Source organism: Cupriavidus sp. HE11 (assembly GCF_056097175.1).
Genome location: NZ_CP184465.1, coordinates 2253534 through 2269827, shown reverse-complemented (window position 1 = coordinate 2269827; position 16294 = coordinate 2253534). Strand labels below are relative to the sequence as shown.

Sequence of the window (16294 nt, the reverse complement as noted above, 5' to 3'; positions counted from 1 at the left end):
CAGCATGGCATTGCAGGTAGACCTATCGTAATTCCCCGAGTAAACCCGCGCCAAGGACACATGTCCCGCATTCCGGTGCCGAATCCGATGAAAACGATTGCAGCCGGGACACCGGCCTCACGCGCGACACCCCCGAAACGTCCGAGTATCCGCCCCACGTCCTCCATGGGACGGATTTCACGTATCAAGGAGTTTCGCAATGCACGCTGTATCCCTTTCCGCCGACACACAACGCTACGCCCGCTGCATCGCCGCATCACGCCGCATCCGCTGGGACATCGACCAGGACGTGATTCGCGACCGCACGTTCGACCTTTCGCACAAGTTCATGCCCGACGGCCTGTCGCTCGTCGACGAACTGCCCTTCCTGAGCGCCTCGGAGCAGCGCTTCCTGAGCCAGGTGCAAGGCCGTACCTACGCCAACATGTTCGGGCTGGTGGAACGCTTTGTCAGCGCCAAGGTGCTGGAGTTGACCGGGCAACATGCGCTGGGCGACCAGGTGGCGCTGGAGGCCCTGATCCGCTTTTCCGACGAGGAACTGAAGCACCAGGAACTGTTTCGCCGCATCGAGCGGCTGGCCGCCCGCGACATGCCCGACGGCTACCGTTTCGAAGCCCAGCCCAACGACGTGGCCGCATTCGTGCTCGGCAAGCGCACCTGGGCCGTGCTGGCCGTGATCTGCCAGCTGGAACTGTTCTCGCAGGCGCATTATCGCGCCAGCATCGGCACGGCGCCGGACCTTTCCGAACTGTTCAAGGACGTGTTCCTGTACCACTGGCGCGAAGAGTCGCAGCACGCAATCCTGGACGAACTGGAGTGGATCCGCGAGAACGCCCGCGTGAGCGACGCCGAGCGCGACGCGGCCATCGACGACATGCTGGCGATCGTGGGCGGCTTCGATGCCATCGTCCAGGCCCAGGCCCACGCCGATGCGGCCTACTTCATGCGCGTGATCCGTGGCGCGCAGGATGCCCCGCATGCACCCGAGGTGGAGGCGGTGGTGCTCAAGGCGTACCGCTGGACGTACATCGTGACGGGCATGTTCGAACCGCGCTTCTGCAAGCTGCTGGAGGAAATGACCACCGAGGCGCAACGGGCGCGCATCCAGGCCGGCGCGGCGCCGCTGATGTACGCGGTGCCCGCCAGCGGCGCGCCGCAGCCGGCAATGGCGGCCTGAGCCAGCCGACGGCCCGCCAGTCTGGAGAATTGGCTATCTGGCGGACCGTCGACATACCCCGGGGTGTTATTCGGGCGTGATCCCGGCCTGCTTGATCTGTGCCGCCCAGCGGACCATTTCCTTGCGCAGCATGGCATCGGCCTGGGCCGGGCTCATCGTCAGCGGCTCGAAGCCTTCCTTGAGCAGTCGCGCCTTCAGTTCGGGCTGGGCCAGTGTCGCGTTGAGCGTCTGGTTCAGCCTTGCCAGCACGTCCTTGGGCGTACCTGCCGGCGCGCTGACGATAAACCACGTCTCGAACGCGTAGTTCGGCAGGCCCGCTTCGGCCATGGTGGGCACGTCAGGCATCAGCGGCGAACGCTTCGGCCCGGTCACGGCCAGCGCGCGCAGCTTGCCGGCCTGCACGTGCGGCAGCGCCGCCGACAGCACCGGAAAGCTCATCTGCACCTGGCCGGCAATCGTATCGACCAGGGCCGGGCCGCCGCCCTTGTACGGCACATGCAGGATGTCGACACCGGATTCGGTCTTGAACAGTTCGGCCGCCATATGGAACGTGCTGCCCGCCCCCGCCGAGCCAAAGCTCAGCTTGCCCGGCTGCGCCTTGGCCAGGGCAACCAGTTCCTTGACGTTCTTCGCAGGCAGCGCGTTGTTGACCACCAGCACGTGTTGCGACGTCCCCATGGTGCCGACCGACGCAAAGTCTTTGGCCGTATCGAATGGCAGTCTGGCGAATAGCGACGGATTGACCGCCAGCGCCACGTTGTTGATGGCCAGCGTGTAGCCGTCGGGTTTCGCCTTGGCCAGCTGGTCCATGCCGATATTGCCCGACGCACCGGCGCGATTGTCCGCCACCATGGACTGGCCCAGTTGCTTGCCCCAGGCGTCGGTAATCAGCCGGCCGGCAATATCGACACTGCCACCGGGCGCGAACGGCACGATCAGGCGGATCGGACGATTGGGAAAGCTGTCTGCGGCAAGCGAAGGCACGGCGGCAAGCGTGGCAGCCATCGCCGCAACGGCAATGCCCGCACGCTTCGCCAGGCTGGCGAAGGGGATACCCATGTTTTGTCTCCTGGTTGGTGCGCCGGGCTTGGGCCCGGTCGAATACCTGAATCGCCCCGTCCAATGCGTCCTAGCGTTTTTACGATTTCCGGACAGGGCGCAGGCAGTGTAACCATGAAACAAAGCGCAGGGATATCCTCTTCAGAACGACATTGATGCCCTCAACTCACGAATCAATCATCGTCGGCGCTCAGACCCGGGCATGTTCGAGCGTGGCCAGATAGTGATGAATCTGCGCCACGACGGCCGCGCCCTCGCCCACCGCAGCCGCCACGCGCTTGGTGGAGCCCGACCGGACATCGCCAATCGCAAACACGCCGGGCACGCTGGTTTCGAGCGTGTAGTCGGCCCGCTCGGTGCAGGAGTGATGCGCGTCGTAGCCGGTCATGATGAAACCCTTGTTGTCGGTCTCGACATGGCAAGAGCGCAGCCATTCGGTGTTGGGCGCGGCCCCGATGAACAGGAACACGTGGCGCATCGGCACGGCCACGCATTCCGCCCCCTGCGCGCGCTCCTTGTACCGGACGGTGGACAGCCAGCCGTCGCCCTCCATGGCCGTGATCTGCGCATGGGTGTGCAGATGGACATTCGACAGGCCCCTGAGCCGGTCGATCAGGTAGCGCGACATGGTGGCCTCGAGCCCTTCGCCGCGCACCAGCATATGCACCTCGGCCGCGTGCGACGCCAGGTACACCGCCGCCTGGCCCGCCGAATTGCCGCCGCCCACCAGCATTGCGTGTTCGTCCTTGCACAGCTTGGCTTCCACGGGCGACGCCCAGTAGTAGACGCCGCGCCCTTCGTACCGGTCGAGCGATGCGATCTCGGCGCGCCGGTATTGCGCGCCACTGGCAATCACCACGGTCCGCGTGGGAATGCGGCGGCCGTCCTGCAATTCGAGTTCGATCGGATTTTCGCCACAATGCAGCGCCTTGGCTTCTAGCGGAATGGCTACGTGGGCACCAAACTTGAGCGCCTGCACGAACGCGCGACCGGCGAGCGCCTGGCCGGAGATGCCAGTCGGAAAACCAAGGTAGTTCTCGATGCGCGCACTGGCGCCGGCCTGCCCGCCCGGCGACCGGCAGTCGAGCACGGCCACCGACAGCCCTTCGGACGCGGCATAGACGGCCGTTGCCAGCCCGGCCGGGCCGGCACCGACCACGATCACGTCATAGACATGGCCCGGATCGAACTCGGGCACCAGCCCCAGGCAACTGGCAAGCTGGCCTTCGTCAGGCGCGCGCAGCACGCTGCCGTCGGGGCAGATCACCATCGGAAAATCGCTCTGCGGGGCCTTGCTGATATCGAGCAGGCACGTGGAATCGGTGTCGGTCTCGATATCGATCACCCGGTGCGGATGGCCGTTGCGGCGCAGGAATGCCTGCAACGCCAGCAGCAAGGGCTCCGTGCCCTTGCCAACCAGCACCGGCCCGCCCCCCTGCTCGATCAGGCCGACCCGACGCAGGATCAGCGCCCGCATGATGCGTTCGCCCAGGTCGGCCTCGGCCACCAGCAGCGCCCGCAGCGCAGGCGGCGGAATTACGAGGATCGTCACGTCTTCCAGTGCCACGGCATCCACCAGCGCGGGCTTGCCGGTCAACTGTCCGACTTCGGCCAGGAATTGCCCCGGCCCTTCCTCGGTGATCGGGGTACGGTGACCAAACCCGTCGCGGCGATCGATCCGGACGCGGCCGGTCAGCACCACGTGCATGCCGCGCCCCGCATCGCCAACCTGGAAAATCAGCTCGCCGGCCTGCCACGTGTGTACCTGCCCGAAGCGCCGGATGCGGTCGATCTCCGCATGCGTCAAGGTGGGGAACATCTGATGCCGACGCGTTTCCAGGTTCGAGAACGGCGCCTCGAGTTCGGTCAGCGTCGGCTCCGTGGCCTGTGCGTCAGCGGTGTCAGGATTGGCGTCGAGTTCCGACGTCGCCTGGGTCATCTCCATGCTTTCCCCCGTTGCTGTGAAGCGGCCGGCGGTGCCGGCGCGCAATGCATCGATCGAAGACTGCGAAGACTGCGAAGACTGCCTGGCCGGTCTTGCCGGCCGCGCTGGGAAAGATAGTAGTCCCGCCAGCGCCGAAACACATCCGGAGTTTGCCGCCGGCCGCAGAAGCACCGGCATGCACCACCCTTGCGCAGGATCAGTAAGCGCCGGAGAGCCTGCATGTATGGTTCTCGCCGCAACATTGTCGCTGCACGCTACGACAGTGGTGTGCCATCTTCGTGACTATGAAAAATCCGACTGACTTCCAGAGCTTTAAATCATGGTGAGAATATTAAGCGGTGGCTACACTGTGCTACGCGCCTCCAAGACGCACCGTCCGTCACGGACCCACGAGGCCCCTGGCGGCAGACCAGACAGCCCCCAGCAAGGAGACTAGATGTACCGCGATCGCATTCGCCTGGCCGCCCTCCAGGACAGGATCATGTCGGCCGACGAAGCCGCAAGCCTGATCCAGGACGGCATGACTGTCGGCATGAGCGGATTCACGCGTGCCGGCGACTGCAAGGCCGTTCCCGTCGCACTGGCGCGCCGCGCCGCCACCGATCCCCTCCAGATCACGCTGATCACCGGCGCCTCGCTGGGACACGACACCGACAAGATCCTGGCCGAAAGCAATGTGTTGGCGCGCCGGCTGCCGTTCCAGTCGGATGCCACGCTGCGCCGCAAGATCAACGGCGGCGAGGTCATGTTCATCGACCAGCATCTGGGCGAGACCGCGGAGATGCTGGGCAGCGGCCAGATCGGCCCGGTCGACGTTGCGGTCATCGAGGCCACTGCCATCACCGAGACGGGCGGCATCGTGCCCACCACCTCGGTCGGCAACTCGGCCAGCTTCGCCAGGATGGCGAAGAAGGTCATCATCGAGCTGAACCTGAACATGCCGAGCGGGCTGGAAGGCCTGCACGACATCGCCTTCCCGGTGCAGCGGCCGTATCGCCAGCCGATTCCGCTGATTGCAGTGGAGCAACGCATCGGCCTGCCCTACATCCCCGTGGACCCGTCGCGCATCGCGGCCATCGTCATCACGCAACGCGACGACAGCCCGTCGAACGCGCTGCCGCCCGATGCCGAGACAAACCAGATTGCCGGCCACCTGAACGCGCTGCTGGAACGCGAAGTGCGCGCCGGCCGCCTGTCGCCCACGCTGCAGCCGCTGCAGGCCGGCATCGGCACCATCGCCAACGCCGTATTGCACGGTCTGGCCGATTCGCCATTCCATGATCTGACGATGTATTCCGAGGTGCTGCAGGACAGCACCATCGCGCTGATCGATGCCGGCAAGATGCGCTTTGCCTCGGCGGCGTCGATGACGCTGTCCGCGCCGGTGTATCGTCGCGTGCTCGACAACATCGAGCACTACAAGAGCAAGCTCGTGCTGCGTCCGCAGGAGATCAGCAACCACCCCGAGGTGCTGCGTCGCCTGGGCCTGATCACCATTAACACGGCACTGGAATGCGACATCTACGGCAACGTCAACTCCACGCACGTGGGTGGCACGCACATGATGAACGGTATTGGCGGCTCCGGCGATTTCGCGCGCAATGCCTACCTGTCGGTCTTCGTCACGAAATCGGTGGCGAAGGAAGGCAAGATCTCCAGCATCGTGCCGATGGTGACGCACGTGGACAACAGCGAGCATGACGTGGATATCCTCGTCACCGAGCATGGCCTGGCCGACCTGCGCGGCCTGGCACCTCGCGAGCGGGCGCTGCAGGTCATCAACAACTGCACCGACCCGGCTTACCGCGACGGCCTGCTCGACTACTACCGCCGGGCCTGCCTGCGCGGCGGCCAGACGCCTCACGTCCTGGAAGAAGCGTTCGCCTGGCATACACACTACCGCGACCACGGCACCATGCTGACGCAAGCCGGCAAGCCGGCGAACGAACCACTGGCGGCCTGACCGGCATCGGCCTCCGCTATTCCTCCATCAGGACCCGCAGCATGCGTTGCGGGTCCACCAGGAAGTCGCGCGTAATCTGGTAGTGCTCGGTTTCCTCATAGGCGATACGCTCCACGCCATTCGCCGAGCACTGATAGATCCACGCCTGCGGATACGCCATCAGGATTGGCGAATGGGTAGCGATCAGGAACTGCGACCCATCGCACACCAGATCATGCAGCCGCGAGATCACCGCGAGTTGCCGGGCCGGCGACAGCGCCGCCTCGGGTTCGTCGAGAATATAAAGCCCCTGTCCCTGGAACCGCTCGGTCAGCAACGTCAGGAATGCCTCGCCGTGCGATTGCTCGTGCAGCGACTTGCCCCCGTAGGATGCGATCACCGGCGCGCCTGGCCCGGGCTCCGCATCAAGCCGCTCGATTTCCGTCGCCACGTTGAAAAAGCTCTCCGCGCGCAGAAAATAGCCACTGCGCGGCCGGCGCACGCCCCTGGCGATGCGCAGGTAATCGTGAAGTTCGGAATGCGAGGCTCGGGTGGAGAAACTGAAGTTCTTGCTGCCCCCTTCGGCATTGAAACCGAGCGCCACCGCAATGGCTTCCAGCAACGTCGATTTGCCCGATCCGTTCTCGCCCACGAAGAAGGTCACCTGGGGGTGCAGTTCGATATGGTCAAGCGTACGCACCGCCGGCAGGCCAAACGGATAGCGGTCGAAATCGGGAACCTTGTCCCGTAGCAGGGTGACGCGGCTGGCGAACTGGGTGGAAAGCATGGGTCGGATTCGTCCGGGCAATGGACGGCATGCTCACATGGACGGCGCCCTTGCGCCAGTGGTGCCGTGCCGCCGTTCTGCCGGCGTTTGCCATTTTGTGTCCACCGTTTGCCGGTTTGACTTCCCTCCCGGTGCACGAACGGTTGCCGACACATGTTCGCGCGACTTTGTGTCTTTTGTGTCCAAACCGCCATTTTTCCGCCGCTGACTGTTAGCGTTTCCCCGTCGTGCTATTCATCAACCGTTCCGTGAATTGTCAGTTGACAACTCGCAGACAGCCGCATAACGTGGGAGGCCTGATGGGTCGGGAAAGACATCCGAGAAAGGAAATCGAAGCCGCAGTCCAGTACGCGGAAGGCGAATTCTGGCGCTGCAAGCTGGGCGGGGCACATGCCTGGGGCAAGCTGTATTGCCCCTATCACTGCGCCACCTGCCGCTGCGGGGAATTCTGCATCGTGTCGATCTGGAGTACGCCGCGCAACTCGGAACTGCATGCCCGGTTCCTGCGGCGGGTGGTAGACCACTGTGCCATCCATCAGAGCCGCAAAGCGCCCCCTGGTGTCTCGCACTGACAGGACAAGATGGAATACAACTTCACCCTCAAATACCAGCTGTCCGATTCGGACAACGACCACGACGACGTGGTGGAGCGCCTTGGCGCCAGCGGCTGTGACGATGCGCTGGTCGGCATCGGCATTCCGGGGCGTATTGCACTAATGTTCGCGCGGGAGGCCGACACGGCCCACGGCGCCATCGTCAGCGCGCTGGCCGATGTCCGCCGCGCCGCTCCGGATGCGCGGCTGATCGAAGCTACGCCCGACTTCGTCGGCCTGACCGATGTGGCAGAGGCCGTCGGGGTATCCCGGCAGAATATGCGCAAGCTGATGACCACCTACCCCGCGTCGTTTCCGCTTCCGGTACATGAAGGGTCCGCTTCGGTCTGGCACCTGGCGGACGTGCTGCGCTGGCTGGCCCAGCGTGGCAGCTATGACCTGGACCCCGCGCTGATCGACGTTGCCGAAGTCACGATGCAGGTGAACCTGGCGCGCAGCGCGACCCGCCTGGTACCGGAAATCCGGCAGCAACTCGAGCCGCTGGTCGCATGACCGGTCATTTCTACCCTGCCGGCCCTTTTTGCCGGACGGGAAGTGGCCTATGCTCTCCACACTACAACCTGTTCAAGTCCCGACGGGCGATGCCGCCCAGACCACAACGACCATGGAAAAGACTGCATTCGTGTTCGCCGGCGGTGGCAGTTTGGGCGCCATCGAAGTCGGCATGCTCCGCGAGCTGGTGAACTGGGGCATCACACCAGACCTCGTGATCGGCGCATCCGCCGGCGCCATCAATAGTGCCTACTTCGCCAGCAATCCACACCCGGAGGGCATTGCGAAGCTGGAAGGCCTGTGGCGCAGCATCACGCGTGCCGAGGTGCTGCCATGGTCGTGGCGCAGCATGTTGGGCATGATCATGGGCAATCGGGGCCATCTGGTGGAGTCGATGGCGCTGAAACGGCTGCTGAAGCGCCATCTGGGCGACGCGCGCGTGGAGACGGCGGCCCTGCCGCTGCACATCGTCGCCACCGACATGCATAGCGGCGCCGAGGTAGTGCTGTCGTCGGGCAGTATCGTCCAGGCCGTACTGGCCAGCGCTGCCATCCCGGGCGTGTTCCCGCCCGTGGAGATCAACGGCCAGAAGCTGATCGACGGCGGCGTTGCCAACAATACGCCCGTATCGACGGCCATCCGGCTTGGCGCCACCCGCATCATCGTGTTGCCGGCGGGCTTTGCCTGCGCGGAACGGCGCCCGCCCAAGGGCGCGATCGAGCACGCGTTCAATGCGCTGTCGCTGCTGGTGGCGCGCCAGCTGGTGCATGACCTGGAGCGCTGGGGCGAACATGCGCACATTGCCGTGGTCCCGCCGCTCTGTCCGCTCGATGTTTCGCCATATGACTACAGCCGTTGCGGCGAGCTGATCGACCGCGCGGCAGCGGCCACGCTGGCCTGGCTGCGCGCGGACGGGCTGTCAAGCCGCCGTGTGCCCGGTGCACTGGAGCCGCACGAGCATGATGCCGAAAACCCGAGCTGCAGTGCCGACATCGGGCTGCCCCCGGCCGGCACTCCGCATGCCCACCCCCACGCACACGACCATTCGACCACGCATGGCGGCGTCCACTGACACGGGCATCGCCCTGCCGGGCACGCGCGACTGGGTGCAACGCGACACGTCGGCGCGCCAGATGGAGCGCATCGAGGCGTTTTTCGGCGGCCATGGCTATGACATGCACCGCCATGACACCTATGCCATTGGCTGTACGCTGTCTGGTGTCCAGAGCTTCTCCTATCGACGGAACATGGTTCATAGCCAGCCGGGCGGCACGATCGTGCTGCATCCGGACGAGCCGCATGACGGCCACGCCGGCACCGATGCCGGCTTCCGCTACCGGATGCTTTACATCGAACCCGCGCTGATCCAGCACGCGCTGGGCGGCAGGCCGCTGCCGTTCGTGGCGGGCGGGCGCTCCGACGATCCCAGGCTGTTCGCGGCGGCCGGCACGCTGCTGCGGGCCATGGACAGCGTCATGGAGCCGCTGGAAGAAGACGACGCGATCTTCGACCTGGCGCACGCACTGGCTGCGGCTGCCGGTGCGCCGCGCGGACGCCAGGCAGTGGACTACCACGCCGCCGAACTCGCCCGGGCTTGCCTGCTGGACAACCTGGAGCGTCCTGTCACGCTCGATGACCTGGAGCACGCCAGCGGCCGCGACCGCTGGAGCCTGTCGCGCGACTTCCGGGTGCTCTATGGCACCAGTCCGCATCGCTATCTGGTGATGCGCAGGCTGGGCATGGTCAGGCGCCTCGCGGCAGCCGGGCAGTCGCTGGCCGATGCCGCCGCATGCGCCGGGTTCACCGATCAGAGCCACATGACCCGACATTTCACGCGGGCGTTCGGGCAATCACCCGGCCGCTGGCTGCGCGCCTTGCGCGGCAGCGCGGCCTGAAGCCTGCACGAACGTACAAGACCGTTCGTCGGCGCAGGCGCAGACTTGGCCTCCTGTCCATTGCACCACAAGGAACCCTGTCATGCAGCCATCGCCAGTCGCCGTACCCACCCCTCGCGCCGCCAGCGCCATCAATTTCGCCCAGAAACTGAGCCTGTTCAGCGACCACTGGCAGCCGCGCGTCATTGCCGAGATGAACGACTACCAGTTCAAGATCGTAAAGATCGAGGGCGAGTTCATCTGGCACCAGCATGCCGATACCGATGAGACGTTTATCGTGCTCGATGGCCGGCTGCGCATCGAGTTTCGCGACGGCCATGTGATCGTCAATGCTGGCGAAATGTACGTGGTGCCCAAGGGTGTCGAACACCGGCCGGTGGCGGAGGCGGAAGTCCGCATGCTGCTGATCGAGCCGCGCGGCGTGGTCAACACGGGAGACCAGGGCGGCGACCGCACCGCGCAGAACGATATCTGGATCTGACCCGCGGTAGTTGGCATTTGCCCAACGGTTCCCGACGCAAGGTGTTGGGAAGATACCGCAGTTTCTCCGGCTTTTACTGCAGGATGTGACGCACGCCGTGCGCCCTGCCCGCGTTTGCCGGTGGCATGTTCCCTGCAATCAGACGCATCGAGCGCGGCGCCGCGACTCGACCCTGATCCGGAGCGTATTGCTCCATCCCGGAGAACTGCCATGTTGATTCCGCCACAGTTGCGGCCGGGCGTCGTCGCGCCGCCTCGGCCAAGCCAAGTCCGCATCATCCGCTACCGGATTCGCGGCTTTATCCTGCTGCTGCGCGTCATCCTGCTTTGCTTCCATACCGCCGCCCATGCCGACAAGGCGCTGCCCGCGCCAACAGCACCGCACCCGGCGCCGAGTTTCCTGGAAGCCGTAGCCACGGATTACGCAAACAGCCATCCGTTCCATGCGGCAGAGGGCATTGCACCGGTTCGCGAGCCGCGTGCGGTGCCGGCCGAGCCGGCACCGGTTCCGCAGACACCGGCCCCGGCTGCCGCCAATGTCGCGCCGCCAGCAGCCGGCAATATCCGCCGCGTGAACGCCCAGTGACTCGCCGCGCACGCGCTGCCGGCGTGCAGTCTTTACATGCAGCCTCGCAAGGCTTGCATGGGAATGGGACGACTCACGGGCCATGCTGGCGCCCGCTGCGCCAGTCTGGACAAGGCCACCGCCTGACGGTACGAAAATTGCCAGATTCCTGAAATATGGCCGGCGGTGCGACGCGACATGCCGCATCGCACGCATGGCGATCCCGCAACCTTCAGGAGCGCAACATGGGCGACTACCACAGCGAGCGCAATCGCCGGAATACCCCCTGGCGAGCCGACGACAACCCACGCGACGATGATCTTGGCGACCCCTGGGACGATGAGCGCGGCTCACGCTGGCAGGACCAGGACTGGCAGCCCGAATCATTTGGCGACAACTGGGACGACGCAAGGCGTCGCCAGCGGCTGACCCCGGGTCAGTTGAGCGAGGGCGGGCCTGCGCCGTCAGGCTATCGCGGCCGGGACGACCAGGGCAGCGATCTGCGGTACGGGCTGAACGGTGGCTATGGCACATCCCCGGACGACGACCAGGACTGGCGCCAACGCGAGCAATACCGCAGCCGCCAATACGCCAGCGAATATGGCGACTACGGCGATCTGGGCGACGAGCACCGCCGCGCCGACTACGGCGTGCAGCGCCGGCAGGGCGAGTTCGGGCAATACGGCCAATCTGGTCAATACGGCTCCGGCGGCGACTATGGCCGATTCAGCGACCGTGACGACCGGGGCGAATCGGGCGACTACGGCCGCCGCGATGACTGGCGCCACAGCCAGCAGGGCCGCGGCAACCGGGGCGCGGGCGAACGCCGGGACGATCACGGCTTCGGCAATGCCGACCAGGCCTGGCTGCGCGCTGCGGAGCGGCGCGCCCCCGCGTATCGAGGCCAGGGCAGTGGGCAACGCGGCGCCCACACGGCCTACTTCAACGATCTGCGCAGCGATACGCGGTACTGGACAGAGCCGCGCGACGAATGGGGCGAAAGCCGCCCGCCCTACCACGCGCAGCGCTACGGGCGCGACTATATGGGCAGCAGCACGGGCACCAGCGGCTATGACGAGGAATTGGGCTATTCGCCATGGCAGCGCGAGTCGGGCGGACGCTGGCGCGACGATTGGCACGAGCATGACGAGAACCGCGAAGAGGACCATGGCGCGCTCTATAACCTCGGCCACCGTATCGGCCAGGCGATGAGCGACTGGTTCGGCCCCGGCGCCGTGGAAAAACGCACGGGCCCGCGCGGCTACACGCGCACGGACGAACGCATCCGCGACGAGATCTGCGAACGGCTGACCTTTGCCACCGGCATCGACGTGCGCGAGGTATCGGTCGAGGTCGACAAGGGCAAGGTCACGCTTGGCGGCACCGTGCACACGCGCGGCCAGAAATACGATATCGAGGATCTGGCCGACAACACGTTCGGCGTGACCGAGGTGGAAAACAATATCCGCGTGCAACGGCAGGATATGGATTCCGCCGTCAGCGGGGCCGGCGGAATCAACGGCTGGTAACCCGCTCGAAGGGGCCGGCATTCAGCCCGGCCCAACCGCACAGGAAAGCGCCCGCAGCGAAGCGGGCGTTTCTCTTCGCCGCCTTTTGCAACCTACGCCGCCAGCCGGAACACGCTGACGGTCTGCTCCATGCGCTCGGCCTGTTCCTGCAGGGCCCGGGCCGCCGCCGCGGCTTCTTCCACCAGCGCGGCATTCTGCTGCGTGACCTGGTCCATCTGGGTGACTGCCTGATTCACCTGCGCAATGCCGCCGCTTTGTTCGTGCGACGCGCGGCTGATCTCGTCCATCATCGTTGTCACGCGCTGCACTGCCGTCACCACCTCGTTCATGGTGGTCGCGGTGTCGACGGCCAGCGCCGTGCCGTCGGCCACACGGCCGGCCGACTGCGAAATCAGCGCACGGATCTCCTTGGCCGAATTGGCGGCGCGCTGGGCCAGCGTACGCACCTCGCCTGCCACCACGGCAAAGCCGCGCCCGGCTTCGCCGGCGCGCGCCGCTTCCACGGCCGCGTTGAGCGCCAGGATATTGGTCTGGAACGCGATGCTGTCGATCACGGCAATAATGTCGACGATCCGGCGCGAGTCGGCCTCGATCTCGCTCATGGTCTGGCGCATGCGGCCCACCGATTCGCCGCCCGCCACGGCAATGCCGGCGGCTTCGGCTGCCAGCGTGCTGGCCTGGCTGGCGTTGCCGGCGTTCTGCTGCACGATCGACGTCAATTCCTCCATGCTGGCGGCGGTCTGCTCCAGCGACGACGCCTGCGCCTCGGTGCGCTGCGACAGGTCGGCATTGCCTTGCGCGATCTGTCCGGCCGCCACCAGCACGTTCTGCGCGCTGTCACGCGTATCGCCGATGATGCCGCGCCATGCCTCCACCAGCGTCATCAGGTGACGCTTGACGTCGCTCAGCTCGTCGCGGCCCCGCGCTTCGATATGTACGCCCAGGTCGCCGTCGTTGATGCGTGCCACCAGGTCGGCCACATCGCGCACGTCGTCGCGCATGCCACGGCTGAAGCCGGCAAACAGGTATAGCGCACCGCCCACGGTCAGCAGCGCAATGGCCACCAGCACCGCAAGCTTGCGCTGCTCGGTGGCCACGCGCTGCGCGAGCATGGCACCCGACAGGGCCGTAAACTCGCGGCTGGCCGCCGACACGGCCTCGATCGCCGCCGTGCCCTCGGCAAAGTAGGCCTTGGCATCGATCGTGATCCCAGCCGACCCCAGCATGCTGACCTTGAGCGTGCGATAGAAGTTGTCCACGGCCGCCAGTTGCTTCATCGCCGCGTCCACGCGGGCCTGATACTGCGGCGCGGCGCGCTCCACACGTGCCATGTCACGCCGTGCGGATTCCAGCCCGTCCAGGATCTGGTCGGCCAGCGCAGCCAGGTCGGCCTGCTGCGCGGCGTCGGAATAGCCGCCCTGGGCGATGATGCCGGCGCCCCGGCCACGCGCCAGCGCGCTGACTTCGGCCAGCTTGGGCATCGGGCCCACGGTCAGGCTGATTAGGTAGTAGGAGCCGGCCTCCGGATCGAGGGCCAGCGACGAATGGTCGGCCACGTCGCCAATAAACAGGCGGGTCTGCTTGACCAGCGCCGTATGGCGCTCGAACAGCGGCGCGGCAGGCGTCTCCAGGCCGAGCTTGCGGATCTGCTGCCACGACTCGTCCAGCTTCTGCACGTCGGGCACGATGGCAAACGATTCGATGGCGCCGGATTCGCCCAGCAGGCTTGCCAGATGCTGCGCGGCCTTGCCATCGGCCGCGTCGAAGGTCGGCCGGAAACCGGCATTGCCGAGCAGCACGCCATTGGCCGCGCCACGGCGTACCTGCGTTTCGCGCATGAAGTCCAGCGCAATGCCCACTAGCTTGAGACCGCGCTGTTCATCCTGCGTGTCGCGGATCGACTGCACAGACTGGTGCAGCACCGCGAACAGCGCCCCACACAGCGGGATCAGGAACAGTACGGACAGCAGCACCAGCTTGCGCGTGATGGTCAGGCGGGACATCAACCGGGTGGCGGGGGTCAAGAGTGCGGTCACGATCGTCCTGGTTTCGAGAGTCTCATTGCCCGCTGTAACGGCTTCAATTCGTAGGAATAAAGCCATTTTTCCCGCTATTTCGCTGACTATTTGATATCGCACAAATGCAGTGCGATCGGCGCACAACGCCAGTGCCGCGCGCACAAAAAACGCGCGGCCAAACTGCACATTTCATGCAGCCGGCCGCGCGCAGGTGCGCCGCTGAACGGACGCGGTCTTCGCGGTCTTACGCCGTGGCACCGCCGTCCAGGCCAATGGTCTGACCCGAGATATAGCGGCCTGCCGGCGATGCCAGCAGCACTGCCAGACCGGCCACGTCGCTGGCCTCGGCAATACGGCGCATCGGGATATTGGCCGACAGCGCCTTTTCGCGTTCCGGGTCGCCCCACAGCGCGTCGCGCGAAAAATCGGTGCGCACCGGGCCCGGATTGATGCTGTTGACGTTGATGTTGTACTGGCCCAGCGTCTGGGCCAGGTTGCGCATGGCCAGGTCGGTGGCGCCCTTCGAGATGCTGTACAGCGCCAGCATGGCCGAGCCGCGCCGCGCGGCAATGCTCGACATGAAGATGATCGAACCGTCCTTGCGCTCGATCATCTGCGGCGCCAGCGCATTCACCAGCACCAGGTTGCCACGCACGTTGCCGGCCATCACCTCGTCGAACATCTCCGGCCCCTGCCCCAGCATCGAGCCCACCGCCGTGCTGCCCGCAGCGTTCAGCACCAGTGCGTCCACGCGGCCGAATCTGGTCAGCACCTGATCGGCAAAGGCGCGCACGCTGTCGATGCTGACGATGTCGCAGGCAATGCCGGTGGCGTCGATGCCTTGCTCGCGCAAGCCGGCCGCGACCTTGTCGGACACCGCGGCATCGCGGCCCGACACCACCACGCGGGCTCCGGCCTGGCCCAGTGCGCGCGCCATTTCCAGGCCCATGCCCTTGGTGGAGCCGGTGACGACCGCGACGCGGCCAGACATATCGAACAGTTTGAACATGACAGGTTCTCCTATGGGATGAGGAACAGGTTGCAACGCTTCGATCACAGGCCGTCCGCTGCCTTTTTGCATGACGACCAACATTTATTTAATAAAGTATGGACATCATCTAAACTCGGGTCAAGCAGCTTTTCCGGAAATTCGACACAGGGGATATCGACATGGCACGCGCATCACGGGCAGTTGCCGATCAGCACCGGACAGCCATCGAGGAAGCGTCGGCACGCCTGTTTCGGTTGCACGGCCTGCATGGGGTGTCCGTTGCGCAGGTCATGGCCGACGCCGGGCTCACGCACGGCGGCTTCTATGGCCATTTTTCGTCCAAAGACGAACTGGCCGCCGTGGGTTGCGCGCGGGCATTCAACGATTCGGCGGTGCGCTGGGAACAGCGAATCGCCCAGGCAGGCGGCGATCGCCAGGCCGCCCGTCGCGACCTGGTGGAGCACTATCTGAGCGAAGTGCATCGCGATACACCCGAACACGGTTGCCCGGCATCGGCGCTGGTTGGCGACGTGGCCCGCGAACCCGCCGGCAAGCCCGTGCGAGGCGCCTATCTGGACGGCATCAAGCAGTTGCTGTGTGCCTGGCAGCAAATCGCCCCGGACGAACGCGACGGAAACCGCACCGCCCTGCTCGAAATGGCGACGCTGGTCGGCGCCATCACGCTGGCACGCGCCACGGCCGGCGATGCCATTTCCGACGACATCCTTGACGCGGCCCGCACGTGGCTGCTGACCACCAAAGACGTCGCGCCCGCCTGAGACGGCCCCGGTATCACCCCT

At 65.7% G+C, this 16294-nt stretch carries 15 protein-coding genes; 10 read left to right on the top strand and 5 right to left on the bottom strand.

Annotated elements, in window-relative coordinates:
- Window positions 1–199 precede the first annotated feature (199 nt).
- Complete coding sequence (locus ACOABP_RS27530; protein WP_066732695.1) at window positions 200–1177, top strand: hypothetical protein; 978 nt, start codon at window positions 200–202, stop codon at window positions 1175–1177.
- Window positions 1178–1243: 66 nt separating this feature from the next.
- Here ACOABP_RS27530 and ACOABP_RS27525 read toward each other — a convergent pair whose 3' ends face one another.
- Together ACOABP_RS27525 and ACOABP_RS27520 are read right to left on the bottom strand one after the other, a co-directional pair.
- A complete protein-coding gene (locus ACOABP_RS27525; protein WP_474228932.1) occupies window positions 1244–2236 on the bottom strand; it encodes a tripartite tricarboxylate transporter substrate binding protein in 993 nt (330 codons plus the stop codon).
- Between the two features lie 190 nt (window positions 2237–2426).
- Window positions 2427–4181, bottom strand: coding sequence for an FAD-dependent oxidoreductase (locus ACOABP_RS27520; protein WP_474228931.1), 1755 nt, complete (start codon window positions 4179–4181; stop codon window positions 2427–2429).
- A gap of 436 nt (window positions 4182–4617) precedes the next feature.
- Between ACOABP_RS27520 and ACOABP_RS27515 the strand changes: the two genes are divergently transcribed.
- Window positions 4618–6144, top strand: coding sequence for an acetyl-CoA hydrolase/transferase family protein (locus ACOABP_RS27515; protein WP_474228929.1), 1527 nt, complete (start codon window positions 4618–4620; stop codon window positions 6142–6144).
- Window positions 6145–6160: 16 nt separating this feature from the next.
- Here ACOABP_RS27515 and ACOABP_RS27510 read toward each other — a convergent pair whose 3' ends face one another.
- Complete coding sequence (locus ACOABP_RS27510; protein WP_474228928.1) at window positions 6161–6910, bottom strand: AAA family ATPase; 750 nt, start codon at window positions 6908–6910, stop codon at window positions 6161–6163.
- Between the two features lie 299 nt (window positions 6911–7209).
- On the opposite strand from ACOABP_RS27510, the gene ACOABP_RS27505 reads away from it, so the two are divergent.
- From ACOABP_RS27505 to ACOABP_RS27475, 7 genes are all read left to right on the top strand, one after another.
- Entirely contained in the window at window positions 7210–7482 is a 273-nt protein-coding gene (locus tag ACOABP_RS27505) for a hypothetical protein (protein ID WP_474228927.1), read from the top strand.
- A gap of 9 nt (window positions 7483–7491) precedes the next feature.
- Window positions 7492–8016: a helix-turn-helix transcriptional regulator gene (locus ACOABP_RS27500; RefSeq protein WP_474228925.1), complete on the top strand. Its 525-nt coding sequence runs from the start codon at window positions 7492–7494 to the stop codon at window positions 8014–8016.
- Between the two features lie 112 nt (window positions 8017–8128).
- The gene (locus tag ACOABP_RS27495; RefSeq protein WP_474228924.1) at window positions 8129–9088 is read left to right on the top strand and encodes a patatin-like phospholipase family protein; all 960 of its coding nucleotides are present in this window, start codon (window positions 8129–8131) and stop codon (window positions 9086–9088) included.
- Window positions 9072–9911: an AraC family transcriptional regulator gene (locus ACOABP_RS27490; protein WP_474228923.1), complete on the top strand. Its 840-nt coding sequence runs from the start codon at window positions 9072–9074 to the stop codon at window positions 9909–9911. Before ACOABP_RS27495 ends, ACOABP_RS27490 begins: the two co-directional genes overlap by 17 nt.
- A gap of 82 nt (window positions 9912–9993) precedes the next feature.
- A complete protein-coding gene (locus tag ACOABP_RS27485; protein WP_474228921.1) occupies window positions 9994–10392 on the top strand; it encodes a cupin domain-containing protein in 399 nt (132 codons plus the stop codon).
- A gap of 210 nt (window positions 10393–10602) precedes the next feature.
- Complete coding sequence (locus tag ACOABP_RS27480; RefSeq protein WP_474228920.1) at window positions 10603–10977, top strand: hypothetical protein; 375 nt, start codon at window positions 10603–10605, stop codon at window positions 10975–10977.
- 224 nt (window positions 10978–11201) lie between these two features.
- Window positions 11202–12485 carry a BON domain-containing protein gene (locus ACOABP_RS27475; RefSeq protein WP_474228919.1) on the top strand — a complete coding sequence of 428 codons (1284 nt, stop codon included), beginning with the start codon at window positions 11202–11204 and terminating at the stop codon, window positions 12483–12485.
- A gap of 92 nt (window positions 12486–12577) precedes the next feature.
- On the opposite strand, the gene ACOABP_RS27470 is transcribed toward ACOABP_RS27475, so the two are convergent.
- Together ACOABP_RS27470 and ACOABP_RS27465 are read right to left on the bottom strand one after the other, a co-directional pair.
- Window positions 12578–14488, bottom strand: a complete 1911-nt coding sequence (locus ACOABP_RS27470) for a methyl-accepting chemotaxis protein (protein ID WP_474230578.1) — start codon at window positions 14486–14488, stop codon at window positions 12578–12580.
- A gap of 259 nt (window positions 14489–14747) precedes the next feature.
- Window positions 14748–15512 (bottom strand): SDR family NAD(P)-dependent oxidoreductase, encoded by a 765-nt coding sequence (locus ACOABP_RS27465; RefSeq protein WP_474228918.1) that lies wholly within the window; start codon window positions 15510–15512, stop codon window positions 14748–14750.
- Window positions 15513–15673: 161 nt separating this feature from the next.
- Between ACOABP_RS27465 and ACOABP_RS27460 the strand changes: the two genes are divergently transcribed.
- Window positions 15674–16273: a TetR/AcrR family transcriptional regulator gene (locus ACOABP_RS27460; protein ID WP_474228916.1), complete on the top strand. Its 600-nt coding sequence runs from the start codon at window positions 15674–15676 to the stop codon at window positions 16271–16273.
- The last annotated feature ends 21 nt before the right edge of the window (window positions 16274–16294 follow it).